General features: G+C 70.8%; 14 protein-coding genes. 1 reads left to right on the forward strand and 13 read right to left on the reverse strand.

The features are described 5' to 3' along the window. Positions 1-114: 114 nt before the first annotated feature. Positions 115-1,593, reverse strand: coding sequence for a glutamate synthase subunit beta (locus ABZ470_RS33660; protein WP_362771577.1), 1,479 nt, complete (start codon positions 1,591-1,593; stop codon positions 115-117). A gap of 14 nt (positions 1,594-1,607) precedes the next feature. Then, positions 1,608-6,113: a glutamate synthase large subunit gene (gltB, locus tag ABZ470_RS33665; protein ID WP_362916471.1), complete on the reverse strand. Its 4,506-nt coding sequence runs from the start codon at positions 6,111-6,113 to the stop codon at positions 1,608-1,610. Positions 6,114-6,312: 199 nt separating this feature from the next. Here gltB and ABZ470_RS33670 point away from each other — a divergent pair, with 199 nt between their 5' ends. Next, on the forward strand, positions 6,313-7,845 hold the full coding sequence (locus tag ABZ470_RS33670; protein WP_362916473.1) for a bis-aminopropyl spermidine synthase family protein: 1,533 nt from the start codon (positions 6,313-6,315) through the stop codon (positions 7,843-7,845). Positions 7,846-7,851: 6 nt separating this feature from the next. Here the strand turns inward: ABZ470_RS33670 and ABZ470_RS33675 are convergent, their stop codons facing one another. The 11 genes from ABZ470_RS33675 to ABZ470_RS33725 form a co-directional block, all read right to left on the reverse strand. Then, positions 7,852-8,487, reverse strand: coding sequence for a hypothetical protein (locus ABZ470_RS33675; protein WP_362916475.1), 636 nt, complete (start codon positions 8,485-8,487; stop codon positions 7,852-7,854). Positions 8,488-8,513: 26 nt separating this feature from the next. Continuing rightward, entirely contained in the window at positions 8,514-9,356 is an 843-nt protein-coding gene (locus tag ABZ470_RS33680) for a hypothetical protein (RefSeq protein WP_352009063.1), read from the reverse strand. After that, entirely contained in the window at positions 9,353-10,072 is a 720-nt protein-coding gene (locus ABZ470_RS33685) for a VIT1/CCC1 transporter family protein (RefSeq protein WP_352009062.1), read from the reverse strand. The genes ABZ470_RS33680 and ABZ470_RS33685 overlap by 4 nt, the downstream gene beginning before the upstream one ends. Before the next feature lie 45 nt (positions 10,073-10,117). After that, positions 10,118-11,230 carry a prolipoprotein diacylglyceryl transferase gene (gene lgt / locus ABZ470_RS33690; protein ID WP_362916478.1) on the reverse strand — a complete coding sequence of 371 codons (1,113 nt, stop codon included), beginning with the start codon at positions 11,228-11,230 and terminating at the stop codon, positions 10,118-10,120. A 26-nt stretch (positions 11,231-11,256) separates the two neighbouring features. Continuing rightward, a complete protein-coding gene (locus ABZ470_RS33695) occupies positions 11,257-12,021 on the reverse strand; it encodes a thioredoxin domain-containing protein (RefSeq protein WP_352009060.1) in 765 nt (254 codons plus the stop codon). Further along, complete coding sequence (locus tag ABZ470_RS33700) at positions 12,021-12,527, reverse strand: DoxX family protein (protein WP_352009059.1); 507 nt, start codon at positions 12,525-12,527, stop codon at positions 12,021-12,023. The genes ABZ470_RS33695 and ABZ470_RS33700 overlap by 1 nt, the downstream gene beginning before the upstream one ends. 663 nt (positions 12,528-13,190) lie before the next feature. After that, on the reverse strand, positions 13,191-13,985 hold the full coding sequence (gene trpA, locus ABZ470_RS33705; RefSeq protein WP_352009058.1) for a tryptophan synthase subunit alpha: 795 nt from the start codon (positions 13,983-13,985) through the stop codon (positions 13,191-13,193). 66 nt (positions 13,986-14,051) lie between these two features. After that, positions 14,052-15,275 (reverse strand): tryptophan synthase subunit beta, encoded by a 1,224-nt coding sequence (gene trpB, locus ABZ470_RS33710; RefSeq protein ID WP_362916592.1) that lies wholly within the window; start codon positions 15,273-15,275, stop codon positions 14,052-14,054. Positions 15,276-15,297: 22 nt separating this feature from the next. Further along, positions 15,298-16,107 (reverse strand): indole-3-glycerol phosphate synthase TrpC, encoded by an 810-nt coding sequence (trpC, locus tag ABZ470_RS33715; RefSeq protein ID WP_352009057.1) that lies wholly within the window; start codon positions 16,105-16,107, stop codon positions 15,298-15,300. Positions 16,108-16,275: 168 nt separating this feature from the next. Beyond that, positions 16,276-16,668, reverse strand: coding sequence for a DUF2752 domain-containing protein (locus tag ABZ470_RS33720; RefSeq protein ID WP_362916480.1), 393 nt, complete (start codon positions 16,666-16,668; stop codon positions 16,276-16,278). Positions 16,669-16,820: 152 nt separating this feature from the next. Further along, entirely contained in the window at positions 16,821-17,204 is a 384-nt protein-coding gene (locus ABZ470_RS33725; RefSeq protein ID WP_352009055.1) for a DUF4190 domain-containing protein, read from the reverse strand. Positions 17,205-17,226: the final 22 nt, after the last annotated feature.

Raw genomic sequence — 17,226 nt, forward strand, 5'->3', positions numbered from 1 at the left:
TCCTCCACATCCGTTGGAGCCAGGAGAATCATCCTCAAGCCATCCGACCTGCAAAGCAAACCGATGTTCCCGGTACGGCGGGCGCAGGGCCGTACCGGGAACGCCGGGTCGTGTTCAGACCAGGGGTCTGGCGGTCGGCGGGATCGCCGTCGGCAGGGCGGTCTGGCCGGTGAGGTAGCGGTCGACGGCCGCGGCGGCGGAGCGGCCCTCGGCGATCGCCCAGACGATCAGCGACTGGCCGCGTCCCATGTCTCCGGCGACGAAGACGCCCTCGGCGGAGGTCATGTAGCCCTTGTCCCTGGCGACGTTGCCCCGGGCGTCGAAGAACTCGCCGTCGGCGGAGTCCGCGAGGTCCTGGAGCAGGCCGGCCTTCTCCGGGCCGACGAAGCCCATGGAGAGGGTGACTAGGTCTGCGGGGATCTCCCGTTCGGTGCCGGGGATCGGCTTGAAGCCGTTCGCGGGGCCCTCGACCTCGACGAGACGCAGTGCCCTGACGTTGCCGTCGGCGTCGCCGACGAACTCGGTGGTCGAGACGGCGTAGACGCGGTCGCCGCCGCCGTCGGCCAGTTCCTCGTGGGCGCTCTCCATCTTGAACAGGATGGGGAAGGTGGGCCAGGGCTGGCTGCCGGGGCGCTCGGCCGGGGGCTGGGGCATGATCTCCAGCTGGGTGACGGAGGCCGCCCCCTGGCGGATCGCGGTGCCGATGCAGTCGGCTCCGGTGTCGCCGCCTCCGATGACCACGACGTGCTTGTCCTTGGCGTCGATCGCCGAGACGGTGTGGTCGCCCTCCTGGACCTTGTTGGCCAGGGGAAGGTACTCCATCGCCTGGTGGACGCCCTTGAGGTCGCGTCCGGCGACCGGCAGGTCCCGCCACAGGGTGGCGCCGCCGGCCAGGACGACGGCGTCGAACTCCGCGCGGAGCTGGGCGGCCGTGACGTCGACGCCGACGTTGACGCCGGTGCGGAACTCGGTGCCCTCGGCCCGCATCTGGGCGAGCCTGCGGTCGATGTGCCGCTTCTCCATCTTGAACTCGGGGATGCCGTAGCGCAGCAGGCCGCCGACGCGGTCGGCGCGTTCGAACACCACCACGTCGTGCCCGGCCCTGGTGAGCTGCTGGGCGGCGGCCAGGCCCGCGGGCCCCGAGCCGACGACGGCGATCTTCCTGCCGGTCCTGGCCGTGGGGGTCTGGGGGGTGACCCAGCCCTCGTCGAAGGCGCGGTCGATGATCTCGACCTCGACGCGCTTGATCGCCACCGGGTCCGAGTTGATGCCGAGCACGCAGGCGGCCTCGCAGGGCGCGGGGCACAGGCGGCCGGTGAACTCGGGGAAGTTGTTGGTGGCGTGCAGGCGTTCGACGGCCTCGCGCCAGTCGTCGCGGTAGACCAGGTCGTTCCACTCGGGGATGAGGTTGCCCAGGGGGCAGCCGTTGTGGCAGAACGGGATGCCGCAGTCCATGCAGCGGGACGCCTGCTTGGTCAGGGCGGGCCTGGGGAAGTCCTGGTAGACCTCCTTCCAGTCGCGGATGCGCACGTCGACCGGGCGGCGGGCGGGCAGCTCGCGTCCGTGAGTGAGGAAACCCTTCGGGTCAGCCATCGGTGTGTACCCCCTTATCCCTGCACCGCGGCCGTCATGACCGCCTCGTCGATGTCTCTGCCCTCGCGCCTGGCGGCCTCGGCCGCGCGCAGCACCCGCTTGTAGTCGGTCGGCATGATCTTGCGGAAGCGGGCCGGGTCCCAGTCGGCCAGGAGTTCCTTGGCGACGGGCGAGCCGGTCTCCGCCAGGTGGGTCTCGACGATCTCCCGCAGTGTGTCGGCGTCGGTCTCGTCCAGGTCCTCGATCTCGACCATCTCGCGGTTGATCCGCGCGGTTTCCGGGTCGAGGAGGTAGGCGACGCCGCCGGACATGCCCGCGGCGAAGTTGCGGCCGGTGGGGCCGAGGACGACGACCCTGCCGCCCGTCATGTACTCGCAGCCGTGGTCGCCGACGCCCTCGACGACGGCGGTCGCCCCGGAGTTCCGTACGCAGAAGCGTTCGCCGACGACGCCGCGGATGTGGGCCTCGCCGGAGGTCGCTCCGTACAGGCCGACGTTTCCGGCGATGATGTGGCCGTCGAGGGGGGCCTCCTCGTGCGGCCTCACGGTGATCCGGCCGCCGGACAGGCCCTTGCCGAGGTAGTCGTTGGCGTCGCCGGTCAGGCGCAGGGTGACGCCCTTGGGCACGAAGGCGCCGAAGGAGTTGCCCGCTGAGCCGGTGAAGCGGACGTCGATGGTGTCGTCGGGCAGTCCCGCGCCGCCGTACCGCTTGGTCACCTCGTGGCCGAGCATGGTGCCGACCGTACGGTTGACGTTGCGGATGGGCAGGTCGAGCGTGACCGGGTCGCCGTTGGCCAGGGCGCCTTCGGCGAGCTGGATCAGGGTGTGGTCGAGAGCTCGTTCCAGGCCGTGGTCCTGTTCGGTGACGCGGCGCAGCGCGGTTCCCTCGGGGAGTTCCGGGCGGTGCAGGATCGGCGTGAGGTCCAGGCCTGAGGCCTTCCAGTGCTGCTCGGCGGGGGCGGTGTCCAGCAGTTCCGCGTGTCCGACGGCTTCGTCGAGGGTTCGGAAGCCGAGGGCGGCGAGGTATTCGCGGATCTCCTCGGCGATGAACTCGAAGAAGTTGACGACGAACTCGGGCTTGCCGCTGAAGCGCCTGCGCAGCTCGGGGTTCTGGGTCGCGACGCCGACCGGGCAGGTGTCCAGGTGGCACACGCGCATCATCACGCAGCCGGAGACGACCAGCGGGGCGGTGGCGAAGCCGTACTCCTCGGCGCCGAGCAGCGCGGCGATGATCACGTCACGGCCGGTCTTGAGCTGGCCGTCGACCTGCACGACGATCCGGTCGCGCAGCCCGTTGAGCAGCAGCGTCTGCTGGGTCTCGGCCAGGCCGAGCTCCCAGGGGGCGCCCGCGTGCTTGAGGGAGGTGAGCGGGGAGGCGCCGGTGCCGCCGTCGTGGCCGGAGATGAGCACGACGTCGGCGTGGGCCTTGGACACGCCCGCCGCGACCGTGCCGACGCCGACCTCCGCCACGAGCTTGACGTGCACGCGGGCGGCCGGGTTGGCGTTCTTCAGGTCGTGGATGAGCTGGGCGAGGTCCTCGATGGAGTAGATGTCGTGGTGCGGCGGCGGCGAGATGAGGCCGACGCCGGGGGTGGAGTGCCTGGTCTTGGCGATCCAGGGGTAGACCTTGTGGCCGGGCAGCTGGCCGCCCTCGCCGGGCTTGGCGCCCTGGGCCATCTTGATCTGCAGGTCGTCCGCGTTGACGAGGTACTCGGAGGTGACGCCGAAGCGGCCCGAGGCGACCTGCTTGATGGCCGAACGGCGGGCGGGGTCGTGGAGCCGGTCGGGGTCCTCGCCGCCCTCGCCGGTGTTGGACTTGGCGCCGAGGCGGTTCATCGCGACGGCGAGGGTCTCGTGCGCCTCCCTGGAGATGGAGCCGTAGGACATGGCGCCGGTCGAGAAGCGCTTGACGATCTCGCTGACCGGTTCGACCTCGTCGATCGGGACCGGTTCGCGGACTCCCTCACGGAGGGTGAACAGGCCGCGCAGGGTCATCAGCCGCTCGGCCTGGGAGTCGACGAGGGAGGTGTACTCCTTGAAGATCTCGTAGCGGCGTGAGCGGGTGGCGTGCTGCAGCTTGAAGACGGTCTCGGGGTTGAACAGGTGGGGTTCGCCCTCGCGGCGCCACTGGTACTCGCCGCCGACCTCAAGCCTGCGGTGGGCGTTCTCCGCCCTGGGGTAGGCGCGGGCGTGGCGCAGCGCGGACTCCCCGGCCAGGACGTCGAAGCCGACGCCGCCGAGGCGGGAGGTGGTGCCGGTGAAGCAGGTGCCGATGACGTTCTCGTCGAGGCCGAGCGCCTCGAAGATCTGCGCGCCGGTGTAGGAGGCGACGGTGGACACGCCCATCTTGGACATGACCTTCAGGACGCCCTTGCCGTACGCCTTGATGAGGTTGCGCACGGCCTTGTCGCGCTCGACCTTCAGGACGCCGGAGGCGATCATGTCCTCGACGGTCTCGATGGCGAGGTAGGGGTTGACGGCGCCCGCGCCGTAGCCGATGAGCAGGGCCATGTGGTGGGCCTCACGTGCCTCGCCGGTCTCGATGACCAGGCCGACCCGGGTGCGGGTCTTCTCGGCGATGAGGTGGTGGTGCACCGCGCCGGTGAGCATCAGCGACGGGATGGGCGCGAGGGCGTCGGAGGAGCCCCGGTCGGACAGCACGATGATCCGTGCGCCGCCCTCGATCGCCGCGGAGACCTCGGTGCGGATCTCCTCGATGCGGTGGAGCATCGCCTCGCCGCCGCCGTGGACCTCGTAGAGGCCGGAGACGACGTGCGGGCGGAAGCCGGGCAGCGCGCCTTCGTCGTTGATGTGGATGATCTTGGCGAGCTCGTCGTTGTCGATCACCGGGTAGGGCAGCACGAGCTGGCGGCAGGAGGAGGGCTCGGGGGCGAGCAGGTTGCCCTCGGGGCCGAGCGTGCTGGCCAGGGAGGTGACGAGTTCCTCGCGGATGGCGTCCAGCGGCGGGTTGGTGACCTGCGCGAACAGCTGGCTGAAGTAGTCGAACAGCAGCCTGGGCCGGTCGCTGAGGACGGCCACGGGGGTGTCGGTTCCCATGGAGCCGATGGGCTCGGCGCCCGTGGTCGCCATGGGCGCCAGGATGATCCGCAGCTCCTCCTCGGTGTAGCCGAAGGTCTGCTGCCGCTTGATGAGCGCCTCGTGGGTGGGGATCTCCCGCGAGCGGGCGGGCAGTTCCTCGAAGCGGACCAGGCCCGCGTGCAGCCAGTCGCCGTAGGGCAGTTCGGCGGCGAGCCGGGCCTTGATCTCGTCGTCCTCGATGATCTTGCCGCGGGCGGTGTCGACCAGGAACATCCTGCCGGGCTGCAGGCGGCCCTTGCGGACCACGTCCTGCGCGGGGATGTCGAGGACGCCCGCCTCCGAGGCGAGTACGACGAGGCCGTCGGTGGTCACCCAGAACCGGCCGGGGCGCAGGCCGTTGCGGTCGAGGACCGCGCCGACGAGGGTGCCGTCGGAGAAGGTGATCGAGGCGGGGCCGTCCCAGGCCTCCATGAGGGTGGAGTGGAACTCGTAGAAAGCCCGCCGTGCGGGGTCCATCTCGGTGTTGTTCTCCCACGCCTCGGGGATCATCATCAGCACGGCGTGGGGCAGTTCGCGGCCGGCGAGGTGGAGCAGTTCGAGCGTCTCGTCGAAGGAGGCGGTGTCGGAGCCGTCCGGGTCGCAGATCGGGAACAGCCGCGACAGGTCGCCGGGCAGGGCGGCGGTGCTCAGCATGGCCTCGCGGGCGCGCATCCAGTTGCGGTTGCCCTTGACCGTGTTGATCTCGCCGTTGTGGGCGACGTAGCGGTAGGGGTGCGCCAGCGGCCAGGAGGGGAAGGTGTTGGTCGAGAAGCGCGAGTGGACCAGCGAGATGGCGGTCTCGTAGCGCTCGTCGCTCAGGTCGGGGAAGAAAGGCTCGACCTGGCCGGGGGTGAGCATGCCCTTGTAGACGATCGTCCGTGAGCTGAGCGAGGGGAAGTAGACCTTCGTCTCGTGCTCGGCCCGCTTGCGCAGGCAGAAGGCGATCCGGTCCAGCTGGAGGCCGCTCTCACCTCCGGGGGAGGAGACGAACAGCTGCGCGAAGTGCGGCATGGTCGCACGGGCGCTGGGGCCGGGCAGTGCCCGGTCGGTCGGGACGTCGCGCCAGCCGAGGACCGTGAGGCCCTCCTCGTCCGCGATCCGCTCGATCTGCCGTACCGCGTCGTGGCGGGCTTCCGCCTCGGCGGGCAGGAAGGCGGTGCCGACCGCGTACGAGCCCGCCTCGGGGAGCGGGAAGCCCGCCTCCGCGCGGAGGAAGGTGTCGGGGATCTGCGTGAGGATGCCGGCACCGTCACCGGTGTCGGGTTCGCTTCCCTGGGCTCCCCGGTGGTCGAGGTTGCACAGGGCCGTCAGCGCCTTTGTGACGATGTCGTGGCTGCGGCGGCCCGCGACGTCGGCGACCATGGCGACGCCACAGGCGTCGTGCTCGTTCGAAGGGTGGTACAGGCCCTGGGGCTCGGGGAAACCGAGGTGGGCAGCAGGCATCGAATCCCTCCCGTCGTCTCGCTGCTCTGGATCAAGCTAGGGACGACGTTGGCCCTGCTGCGTGGTGGGTAGACATTACCGTACCCTGCCGGAAAGCTACCTACCCGGTCCGCATAGCGACCATTTAGTACAGGTTTGCCCACTTCAGTCAACATGCCCGTACGGCACGGCATTCCATCGGGCGCCCTAAGGTTGGCGCATGGACGCGATTGCGGATCTCCTCGCGCGGGCGGGAGTCGACGGCAGGAGACCGAGGGCCGTGCTGGCCGCGCTGGGCGACGGCCGCTGGTGGACCCTCGCCGATCTGGTCAGGCTGACCGCGACGTCACGGCGGACGGTCGAGTCCCTGCTGCGCGAGCTCGACCTGGAGCGCTCCGGCGACCGGTTCAGGCTCAGGGCCCCGCTGCCGGAGGCACCCGTGTCCCGTGCGCCCGCCGACCCGGTGGCCCATCTGCTGCCCGAGCAGGCCGGCCTGGTCGCCACGATGGAGAAGCTGATCACCGGCGCGCCCCGGGGGCGTCACACGCTCGACCACGTGTCGGCGACCGCGGAGACCGTGGTCAGGCGGGCCCTGCTGCTTGAGGCGAGGTTCTGGCTCGACGGCGCCCGCCTGCTGTGCGTCGGCGACCACGACCTGACCTCGCTGGCCGTCGCGGCGCTGTGCCCCGGCCTTGAGGTGACCGTCGCCGACATCGACGAGCGCATCCTCGGCTACATCGCCGAGCAGGCCGGACGCCTGGGCCTGCCGGTGCGCACCCGCTGGGCCGACCTGCGCCTCGGCCTGCCCGCCTCGGCTCGCGGATGGGCCGACCTGGCGATCACCGACCCGCCCTACACGCCCGAGGGGGTCGGGCTGTTCGTCGCCCGCGCCGCCGAGGGGCTGCGCGACCGCGACCAGGGCCGTGTCCTGCTGGCCTACGGCGCCAGCGAACGCACTCCCGCCCTGGCGCTGAAGGTGCAGAACTCCCTGTCCGCCCTCAACCTCGTCAACGAGGCGATCTACCCCGACTTCAACCGCTATCTCGGCGCCGAGGCCATCGGCTCGGCCGCCGACCTGTACGTCCTGCGGCCGACCACGAAGACCTGGCCCGCCGTCGCCGCCCGCGTCGAGGGCCTCAGCGCCGCCATCTACACCCAGGGCCCCCAGGCGGTCGAGTCGGCGGCCTCATCCGCTCCTCCTCCCCCGGTCACCGGGAGTCCCGAGGTGCTGGTCGGGGACTGGCCCGCCCAGGTGCTGCCCCGCACCCCCAGGGCCCGCCTGTCGACCTGGCTCGCCAAGCCGTACGCCACCGACCCCGCCGAGGTGGCGATCGCGGTGCCCGCGGGGCTTGAGGCCGCACTGCCCCGGCTGCTGCTGGCCACCCGCGCCCGCCGGGTCCAGGTCACGCTGGCCGAGCCTCCCACCGCCCTGCCCGCCGAACTGTCGGCCGTCTACGAGCTGACCGCCGAGGGCCGGACCGTGCACGCCGTACGGCTGCCGCCCCCGCAGACCGACGAGGGCCGCGTCCTGCGGCGCGTCCTGGACAACGCCCACGGCAAGGTCGCCAACACCTGGCGGGAGGCTCTCATCTCGGTCAGAGGTGAGCTGACCAAACGGCAGGCCAGGGCACTCGTCGCGCTGAGCGCGCCGTGGGCGCAGGACGTCACCGTCCTCGAACTGCCCGCGCACCGGCTGCGGGAGCTCCAGGACGCGGTCGCGCGCTCCCTGACCGCGCCCGTGCCCGCGGACTGAGCGCGCTCAGCGCACCAGACGGTGCTGGAGCAGCAGGCTGGGGCTGTCGACGGCCACCTGCGGGTAGGTCAGGTCGGCCTTACCCGCCCCCTGCCCCGTGTTCCCGGCGGGGGCGACCCAGCTGACGGTGACGTAGTGGCCGAGGGCGCGGGCCTGTGCCCAGCCCGCGGCCCCCTGGAAGCCCTCCGGGGTACCCGGGACCGGCCGTACGAAACCGTCACGGCCCAGCACGCCGACGAGCCGGTCGGCGGCGGCGGAGTCGGCCAGGTTGAAGACGACGAACTGGCCGAGGACCCGGCCGTCACGGGTCGCGTAGCGGGCGCGCAACACCTGGGTGCATCCGGCCACGGCCTCCCGTGCCCCACCCCAGACCGCCGAGGCGCAGTCGGTCAGCTGTTCGGTGCCCTGGCGCGTGAGCGTGACGCCGCCCGCGCTCACCGAACCCGTGGGAAAGACCTCCGCGACGGTCAGCGGGTCGGGATCGGCGGCCCGGGTGGCGATGGGGTCGTAGTGCGCCGTGGTCCGCTCGGCCCTGAAGGTCGCCGGGCGCTGGGTGTCCGTACCCGCCCGTGACCACAGGAACACCGCGGTCCCCGCGGCGGCGAGGGCCACGACGGCGACGGCGATGATCCACTTACGCATGACCGATGAGCCTACTGTCCGTGGGGTCACGAGGGGGACGCGGCGGGCTTCACCGCGACGACACGGCGGAAAACGGCCCTCTCCGCGCCCCTGACCGCCAGGGACAGGGAGACGAAGTCGTCCTTCTCGCCGGGATCGGCGCCGTCGGCGCGGCCGATCCAGACCAGGGCCGCGTAGTGGCCCATGGCGTTGCCGCTGCCCTCGCTGTAACCGGAGGAGGAGAACGGTGCCCTGCCGCCCTGCCCCAGCGGCTGTGGCCAGCCTCCCCGGTAGCCCGCGGTCAGGGACTGGACCAGTTCGTTGGCCGCGGCGGTGTCACGCAGGTTGAACAGGGTGTACTGCGCGACGTAGCGGCCGTCCGCGCTGGTGTAGGTGCCCCGCAGCGCCTGGGTGCAGCCCGACCTGGTGAGCTGGTCGGCCAGCTCCCGCCCCCAGACCGCCGCCGAGCAGGTCGCGTCGAGTTTGGTGGCGCCCAGCTTCAGGGTGATCGCACCCTCTTTGAGGGTCCTGACGGGGAAGATCTCCTTGAGGGTGAGCGGCGCCGGGTCGGCCGTGTTCCGCTCGATGGGCGCGAACAGCTTCGGCGAGTTCCATCCCTTGTAGGTGTCGGGCCTCGGCTGGGTCACGATGGCGGCGGCGGTCGCCCGCTCGGGGACGAAGTCGTTGCCGACCGCGGAGATCACAAAGGCCAGGACGACCGCGGTGACGATCACTCCGACGACGGAACCGCCGATCACCAGCAGCCGCTGCTGGAGGCGGCTCAGCCCCAGCTCCCGCAGTCTGCCGCCCTCCACGGGCTGCGCCGTCCTGGAGGAGCCGCGCCGGCGCCTGCGCGACGGGGTCGGGGCCTGGGGGCTGGGCGCGTTCACAGGCCGCCCCCGCCCAGCAGGTGGCCGAGGCCGAAGGTCAGGAGCGCGGCGAGCGCGCCGACGCCGAGCTGTCGCAGCCCGCTGTACCACCAGCTGCGCGCGGTGACCCTGGAGACCAGTGCCCCCGCCCCGAACAGCGCCAGGCACGAGACGATCGCGGAACCGACCAGGCTGGTGACCCCGAGAAGGTACGGCAGCAGCGGCAGGACCGCGCCGACGCTGAAGGACAGGAACGAGGAGACTGCGGCGACCTTGGGCGAGGGAAGGTCCCCCGGGGTTACGCCGAGTTCGGCGCTGGTGTGCACCTCAAGCGCCTTGTCGGGATTGAGGGAGATCTGCCTGGCCACCTCCGCCGCCAGCTCGGGCTGGACACCGCGCGACTCGTAGAGCTGGGCGAGTTCGCGCAGTTCGGCCTCGGGGTTGCGTTCCAGCTCACGCCGCTCGACGTCGATCTCGGCGACGGCGAGCTCCCGCTGGCTGGCGACCGAGACGTACTCGCCGCCCGCCATGGAGAACGCCCCCGCCGCCAGGCCCGCGATGCCCGCCAGCACGACGACCTGGGTGCTCGTCGTGCCGCCCGCGACACCGGCGATCAGCGCGAAGTTCGACACGAGCCCGTCCATCGCCCCGAAGACGGAGGGCCGCAGCCAGCCGCCGTTGACATCCCGGTGGGCGTGGTGGATCTCGGCGCGCTCCTGGGCGCCGCCCTGACTCATCGTTCCTCTTTCTTCGCCTGGTTCCTTAGCGGGGGGAGACCCGGCTCACGCCGTGCCTTTCTCCCCTGCTGCGCGCTCGCCGTCGGCCACGGCCGTCTCGGCTTCGTCGGCCTGGTCGGACCCGTGGGCGGGGTCGGTCTCTGCGCCCGTCTGGGCGAAGGCGGACACGAACTCCGCCTTTCCATCCTGCCCGTCCCGCCCGCCGGCCTGCTCCGAGGGGGGCGCGGAATCGGCGGGCCGGTCGTCCTCGGACTCCGCCCGCGGCCCGGTCTCGTGCTCGTCCGCCTGGTCGGCGGCGTGCGCGGGGTCGGCCGGATCGCCGGCCTCCTGGTCCTGCGTCACCCCGACGACCCGCTCCTCACCGGTCTTGTTCCTGGTGCTCCAGAACCAGATGAGTGCCGCGACGAACAGCACGATGGAGGTCCACTGGTTGAGCCGCAGGCCGAGGATGTGGTGGGCGGTGTCGATGCGCAACCCCTCGATCCAGAACCGGCCCAGGGTGTAGCCCGCGATGTAGAGCAGGAACAACCGGCCGTGCCTGAGGGCGAACCTGTGGCCCGCCCAGACCAGCACGAGGGCCAGACCCAGGTCCCACACCATCTCGTACAGGAAGGCGGGGTGGTAGGTGGAGACCCCCGGCAGCGTGCCCGGCTTGTCGGGGTCGATCTCCAGGCCCCACGGCAGGGTCGTCGGGCTGCCGAACAGCTCCTGGTTGAAGTAGTTGCCCAACCGGCCGATGGCCTGGCCGACCGCGATGGCCGGGGCCACGACGTCGGCGACCGCGGACACCGAGATTCCCCGGTTGCGGCAGCCGAACCAGACGCCCAGCGCGCCCAGGGTGACGGCCCCCCAGATGCCCAGCCCCCCGTTCCAGATGTAGAGCGCCTCGATGGGCGTGTGAGGGGCGTCAGGCCCGAAGTAGAGCTGCCAGTCGGTGATGACGTGGTAGAGACGCCCGCCGACCAGGCCGAACGGCACGGCCCAGACGGCGAGGTCGACGATGGTGCCCGGCGTTCCCCCACGGGCGCGCCAGCGGCGCTCGCCGATGGCGACGGCGACGATGACGCCGAGCACGATGCACAGCGCGTAGGCCCTGATGGGGATTACACCGAGGTACCAGACCCCCTGCGAGGGGCTGGGAATCGAGGCGAGGGGCATGTCAGGTGACGTTACCGTGTCGCGGGCTACTTGGCGGCATCGAGAACGGCTTTACGGAGATCCGCGGGCTTGAACGCGACGTCGTTGCCGATCTCGGTCCCGTTGATCTTCAGCGTCGGCGTGCCGCTGAGCTTGGCGGCCTGCATGGTCCTGGTGCTGTAGTCGATCTGCTCCTGGGCCTTCTGCTGGGTGGTCACGCAGGTGGCGAAGGCCGAGCCGGTGACCCCTGCGTCTCTGCCCCAGTCGACCATGTCGTCCACCTTGAAGCCCTCGACGGTCTCGGAGGGCTGCTCCTTGAACAGCTTGTCGTGGAACTTCGACCACGGGGTCCCTCCGGGGATGCACCGGGAGGCGGCCCCGGCACGCAGGGAGTTACCCCTGGTGACGCCCTGGTTCATCTCCTGCGAGAAGATCGTGATGGGGTGGTAGACCACCTTGACCTTTCCCTCGGCGGCCAGGTTCTTGATGGTGGGCCCGCTGGTCTGCTCCATCGCCCTGCACGCGGGGCACTGGAAGTCCTCGTAGACGTCCAGGACCGGCTTCTCGACGCCCGCGACGGCCATCACGACGGAACCGTCCGGGGAGGCGGTGATCGGCGCGAGCGCCTGGGTGACCTCCTCGGGCTTGCTGCCGTTGGCGGCGTACCACCATCCGGCTCCGATCGCGCCGAGGGCGACGACCACCACGGTCGTCACCGTCGCGACGCGCTTGAGCCGCTCCTTCTGCCGCTGCTCCTCCCGCTGTGCCTTGATCCGCTCACGCACCGAGTGCTCCCGTGCGGCCTTGCCCATCAGTGATCCTCCTGTTTCCGTGGTTCCTCCTCGCCGTCCACCTCGTCGTACGACTCCCGCTCAGGGGCCAGCCCGAGCGCGGAGTCCAGCGCGAGTCGTCCCGGACCGAACCGGGCGACGAGCACGCCGAGAACGAAGAGACCGGAGTCCCGCAGGATGTCGACGAGGTAGTCGGGCTCGACCCCCGGCTTGAGCTGGCCGCCGCCGCCGAAGCAGCCGCAGTCGATCCGCAGGCCGCGCGCCCACACGGAGGCGATGCCGATGACGAACGCCAGCATGAGCAGCGCGGAGATGCCGCCCACGACGCGGGTGAGCAGTCCGACAACCAGCAACACCCCAATGACGATCTCCAGGATGGGCAGGCCGTAGCCGACCACCGTGGCAAGCGAGTCTGGAAGCAGTTCGTACGCCTTGACCGACTGGACGGAAAGCACAGGCGTGCCGATCTTGCCCCAACCTGCGACAATGAGCACCCCCGCCAGCACCAACCGCGAGACGGTCGTCACCCAGGGTAGCGTCGAACTAGCTCTGCGCGACCTCGGGGGGGCCTGCTTTTCAGAAGTCACGAGCATCATCGTCTCCCATTCCGGACCTGCGTCGCGGCCGTCGCCGGCGGCTACACGCGTTCCTGAGGAACCCCATCACGTGCTGGATAAGCGTCGGGTAAGTCAATCGGCCGACCGTAACGCGCTCCGTGAGGGTCCCGAAACTCCGGTCTCCCGTTCGCCGAGTGTCCGGCCGGGCGTGGCATGGCGCGAAGGCGGGGACGGCATGGCCGCCGCCTCGGCTCCTCCGCCACTGGCACACACCCTCCAGGTTCGATGACCGTCCCGGTTCCCCCATGTCCCTGCGCCTGTGCGATCGGCGGGCCGAGCCTGTTCGAACTGGGAAATCGTAGCCGAGGCACGGTCCTCGCGGCGTTTTCAGGTCAACGGGGGGAGCGTTCGGACTGAACCGGGAGAGAGGTCTCGCACCCCCGGGGCCGATGCGCCGCTTCCAGCGTACGCATTTCCAGGGTACGCCGCAGCCTTCCGCGCAGGTCGGCGGGCATGACGACGCCCCGGCCCCATGGGGCGGCGCCGTACGAAGAACGCGGCCGTCCTGTGTGGACGGCCGCGTCGTATGAGATTTCAGGCGTGTCCCGGGCAAGCCCGGTTTTCAGCGGCGAATCAGGCGCGCACGCCCGCCGCCAGCTCGGCTCCCAGCTCCCTGACCGCGGCCAGGCCCGAGGCCTCATCCGGAGCGTCGAGCAGGCGGCGGATGAACGCCGAGCCGACGATGACGCCGTCGGCGTAGCGGGCGACCTGGGCCGCCTGCTCGCCGGTGCCGACTCCGAGGCCGACGCAGACCGGCAGTGAGGTCTGCCTGCGGGTCCGCTCGACCAGGCCTTCGGCGGCCTCGCCGACCGTGGCGCGCGCCCCGGTGACGCCCATCAGGGAGGCGGCGTAGACGAAGCCCGTGCAGCACTCGGCGACGGCCTTGATGCGTGTCTCGGGAGAGCTGGGTGCGACGAGGAAGACGGTGTCGATTCCGGCCCCCGCGCTGGCCTCCCGCCACGGCCCCGACTCCTCCGGGGTCAGGTCGGGGGTGATGGTCCCCGTCCCGCCCGCTGCGGCCAGGTCACGGGCGAACCGGTCGGCGCCGTAGCGGTCGATCGGGTTCCAGTAGGTCATGACCAGCGTGGCGGCGCCCGTCTTGGCCACCCCCTCGACCGTGCGCAGCACGTCGGCGATGCGGGTGCCGTTGATCAGCGACCGGTGCACGGCGTCCTGGATGGTCGGGCCGTCCATGAGCGGATCGGAGTACGGCAGGCCGATCTCGATCACGTCGCAGCCGGCCTCGACCATGGCGGTCGCGGCCGCGATCGCGCCGTCCTTCGTGGGGAAACCCGCGGGGAGGTATCCGATGAGGGCGGCGCGATCGTCCGCCTTAGCCTTGGCGAACACCGTCTGAAGAGTCGTCATCGTTGGTTCCGTTGTCGGTCGTGGCCTCCGTCCCCTCCGCGGGGCGGAGGGGAAGCAAGTCGGTCGTCAGAGGTTGAAGTACTTCATGGCGGTGCCCATGTCCTTGTCGCCCCGGCCTGAGAGGTTGACCAGGATGAGCGCCTCGGGGCCGAGCTCGCGGCCGAGCTTGAGGGCTCCGGCGAGCGCGTGCGAGGACTCGATGGCCGGGATGATGCCCTCGGTCCTGGCGAGCAGGGCGAAGGCGTCCATGGCCTCGGCGTCGGTGATGCCGTGGTAGGCGGCGCGTCCGGTGTCCTTGAGCCAGGCGTGCTCGGGGCCGACACCGGGGTAGTCGAGGCCTGCGGAGATCGAGTGGGACTCGATCGTCTGGCCCTCCTCGTCCTGCAGGACGTAGGTGCGCGACCCGTGCAGGACCCCGATGGAGCCCTCAGTGAGGGTGAGGGCGTGCTCGCCGGTCTCCTTGCCGCGGCCGCCGGCCTCGTAGCCGTGCAGCTGGACGTCCTGGTCCTCAAGGAAGGCGTGGAAGATGCCGATGGCGTTGGAACCGCCGCCGACGGCCGCGGCCACCGCGTCGGGCAGCCTGCCCGCGAGGTCGAGGATCTGGCGGCGGGCCTCGACGCCGATGATGCGGGCGAAGTCGCGGACGATCTCGGGGAACGGGTGCGGTCCGGCGATGGTGCCGAACAGGTAGTGCGTGTGGTCGACGTTGGCCACCCAGTCGCGGAAGGCCTCGTTGATGGCGTCCTTGAGGGTCTGGCTGCCGTTGGTCACCGGGACGACACTGGCGCCGAGCAGCTTCATGCGGGCGACGTTGAGCGCCTGGCGCTCGCAGTCGACGGCCCCCATGTAGATCACGCACTCCAGGCCCATCAGGGCCGCGGCGGTCGCCGTCGCGACGCCGTGCTGGCCTGCGCCCGTCTCGGCGATCAGGCGGTTCTTGCCGAGCCGCTTGGTGAGCAGGGCCTGGCCGAGCACGTTGTTGATCTTGTGGGCGCCGGTGTGGGTCAGGTCCTCGCGCTTGAGCACGATCCGGGCGCCGCCCGCGTGCTCGGAGAAGCGGGGGACCTCGGTGAGGGTGGTCGGCCTGCCCGCGTAGGTGCGCAGCAGGTGGTCGAACTCCCGCAGGAAGGCGGGGTCGTTCCTGGCCTTCTCGTACTCGGCCGCCACCTCGTCCAGCGCGGGGATGAGGGCCTCGGGGACGTAGCGCCCGCCGAAGACGCCGAACTTGCCGTCGGTGTCCGGGTCGTCGCCGTGGACGCCGTTGCCCGCGAGGTCCGCGGAGGTGAGGATGCCGTCTGTCACTGTCACGTGCTCACTGTCCCTCTGGTCGGGATGCGGGGTGGGCTCCGGCGGTGACCAGGTCGACCACGGCGGCCCTGGGGTCCTTGCCGGTCACCAGGCTCTCGCCGACAAGGACGGCGTCCGCCCCCGCCCTGGCGTAGGCGAGCAGGTCGTGGGGACCGCGCACACCCGACTCGGCGATCTTGATGATACCGTCCGGGATCTTCGGGGCGATCTTGGCGAACACCTCGCGGTCGACCTCAAGGGTCTTGAGGTTGCGCGCGTTGACACCGATGATCTTCGCTCCGGCGGCGAGCGCCCGGTCGAGCTCCTCCTCGGTGTGCACCTCGACCAGCGGGGCCAGCCCGATCGACTCGGCCCGCTCGATGAGGGAGACCAGCGCGTTCTGTTCGAGCGCGGCCACGATCAGCAGCACGAGGTCCGCGCCGTAGGCACGGGCCTCCCACAGCTGGTAGGAGGTGACGACGAAGTCCTTGCGCAGCACCGGGATGTCGACCACGGCGCGGACGGCGGCCAGGTCCTCCAGGCTGCCGCCGAAGCGGCGACGCTCGGTCAGGACGCTGATGACGTGGGCGCCACCGGACTCGTAGTCACCGGCGAGCGCGGCGGGGTCGGCGATGGCGGCCAGCGCGCCCTTCGACGGGCTCGAACGCTTCACCTCCGCGATGACCGCCACCTGGTCGCCGCCGAGAGCGGCGTAGGCGTCGCGGGGGGCGGGTGCCCGCTCCGCGCGTTCCTTGAGCTGCGCCAGCGACACCGTCTGCTGCCGGTCGGCCAGGTCCGCGCGGACTCCTTCGAGGATCTCCTCCAGTACGCTCACCTGTCCTCCTCGCGAAACTCGGAGGTCATGTCGGCGAACGCTGCCGTACGCATGGTCCGCTCACTCCACTCGCTCACGAGTAAGGCCCCTCCCGATCGATTGCCCTGTCTCGCCGATGCTATCGGCCTTGCCGTGGTCGCCCCGCCACCGGGTGACGCCTATAGGTGACTATGGGGCCAAGAATTCCCCAAAGGGAACATTCCGCACTATCCAAAAAACGATCATTAAACCAAGAAATGCCCATATATAGGCAGGATTTATAACTTTTCCGGCATCTCGTCTTCCCTGCCAGGAGAACAACGCCCAGCGTCCCCACAGCAGGACCACCACGGGGATCATGATCACGACGAACGGATTGAACCCCAGTGCGGCGGCCGGGTCACCCTGGGTGAGCGCGTGCACCGCCCGCAGCCCTCCGCAGCCCGGGCAGTACAGCCCGGTGAGGGTGAGGAAGGGGCAGGCGGGATAGTGCCCCGGCTCGCCGGGATCGACCAGCGCGACCAGGAGGGTTGCCGCACCCGCCGCCACGGCCAGGCCGAGCGGCGCCAGCACGGCCCGCATCCGCCGTGCTCTCGGCTCTCCCGCCCTCGCGGCCCCGCTGGTCACCATCTGCCCGCCCGCACCCCTTCTCCCGCGACGACTGTCACCGGCAACGATACTCAAGGCGGCGCCGGATGACCGGCGACGCCCCGGCGGGGAACGGTCGGGAGGTCCTAGTAGCCGTAGGTGGCCGAGCCCGCCAGGACGCCTATCGCGACCAGCCAGACCACCAGCACGACCAGCCAGCAGGCGACGCCGAAGTAGGACAGGACCAGGCCCGCGATGGCCATGCCCCGCCCCTCCTCGCCGGTGCGCTTGATCTGGCCCAGCGAGATGTGACCGAGCACGATGCCCACGATCGAGGTCACGCCGCAGACGAAGAGCCCGGCGATGCCCATGATGAGAGCGGCGATGGCCATGCCGTTGTTGCCTCGGGGCGGCGGCGCTCCGTAGCCATAGGGATCGTAACCACCGCCGGGCGGCGTGCCGTACCCGCCGGGTGGCCCGTAGCCGCCCTGCGGGGGCCCGTACCCACCGGGCTGATTCCCATAGCTCATGAATTACTCCCTCTACACACGT

This window comes from Streptosporangium sp. NPDC020072 (assembly GCF_040631445.1).
Classification (GTDB): Bacteria; Actinomycetota; Actinomycetes; order Streptosporangiales; family Streptosporangiaceae; genus Streptosporangium.

What these genes read in the sequence shown, in the direction of transcription:
- ABZ470_RS33660 (WP_362771577.1), bottom strand. Translation starts at nt 1,593, where the DNA reads ATGGCTGACCCGAAGGGTTTCCTCACTCACGGACGCGAGCTGCCCGCC.
- gltB (WP_362916471.1), bottom strand. Translation starts at nt 6,113, where the DNA reads ATGCCTGCTGCCCACCTCGGTTTCCCCGAGCCCCAGGGCCTGTACCAC.
- ABZ470_RS33670 (WP_362916473.1), top strand. Translation starts at nt 6,313, where the DNA reads ATGGACGCGATTGCGGATCTCCTCGCGCGGGCGGGAGTCGACGGCAGG.
- ABZ470_RS33675 (WP_362916475.1), bottom strand. Translation starts at nt 8,487, where the DNA reads ATGCGTAAGTGGATCATCGCCGTCGCCGTCGTGGCCCTCGCCGCCGCG.
- ABZ470_RS33685 (WP_352009062.1), bottom strand. Translation starts at nt 10,072, where the DNA reads ATGAGTCAGGGCGGCGCCCAGGAGCGCGCCGAGATCCACCACGCCCAC.
- lgt (WP_362916478.1), bottom strand. Translation starts at nt 11,230, where the DNA reads ATGCCCCTCGCCTCGATTCCCAGCCCCTCGCAGGGGGTCTGGTACCTC.
- ABZ470_RS33695 (WP_352009060.1), bottom strand. Translation starts at nt 12,021, where the DNA reads ATGGGCAAGGCCGCACGGGAGCACTCGGTGCGTGAGCGGATCAAGGCA.
- trpA (WP_352009058.1), bottom strand. Translation starts at nt 13,985, where the DNA reads ATGACGACTCTTCAGACGGTGTTCGCCAAGGCTAAGGCGGACGATCGC.
- ABZ470_RS33720 (WP_362916480.1), bottom strand. Translation starts at nt 16,668, where the DNA reads ATGCGGGCCGTGCTGGCGCCGCTCGGCCTGGCCGTGGCGGCGGGTGCG.
- ABZ470_RS33725 (WP_352009055.1), bottom strand. Translation starts at nt 17,204, where the DNA reads ATGAGCTATGGGAATCAGCCCGGTGGGTACGGGCCCCCGCAGGGCGGC.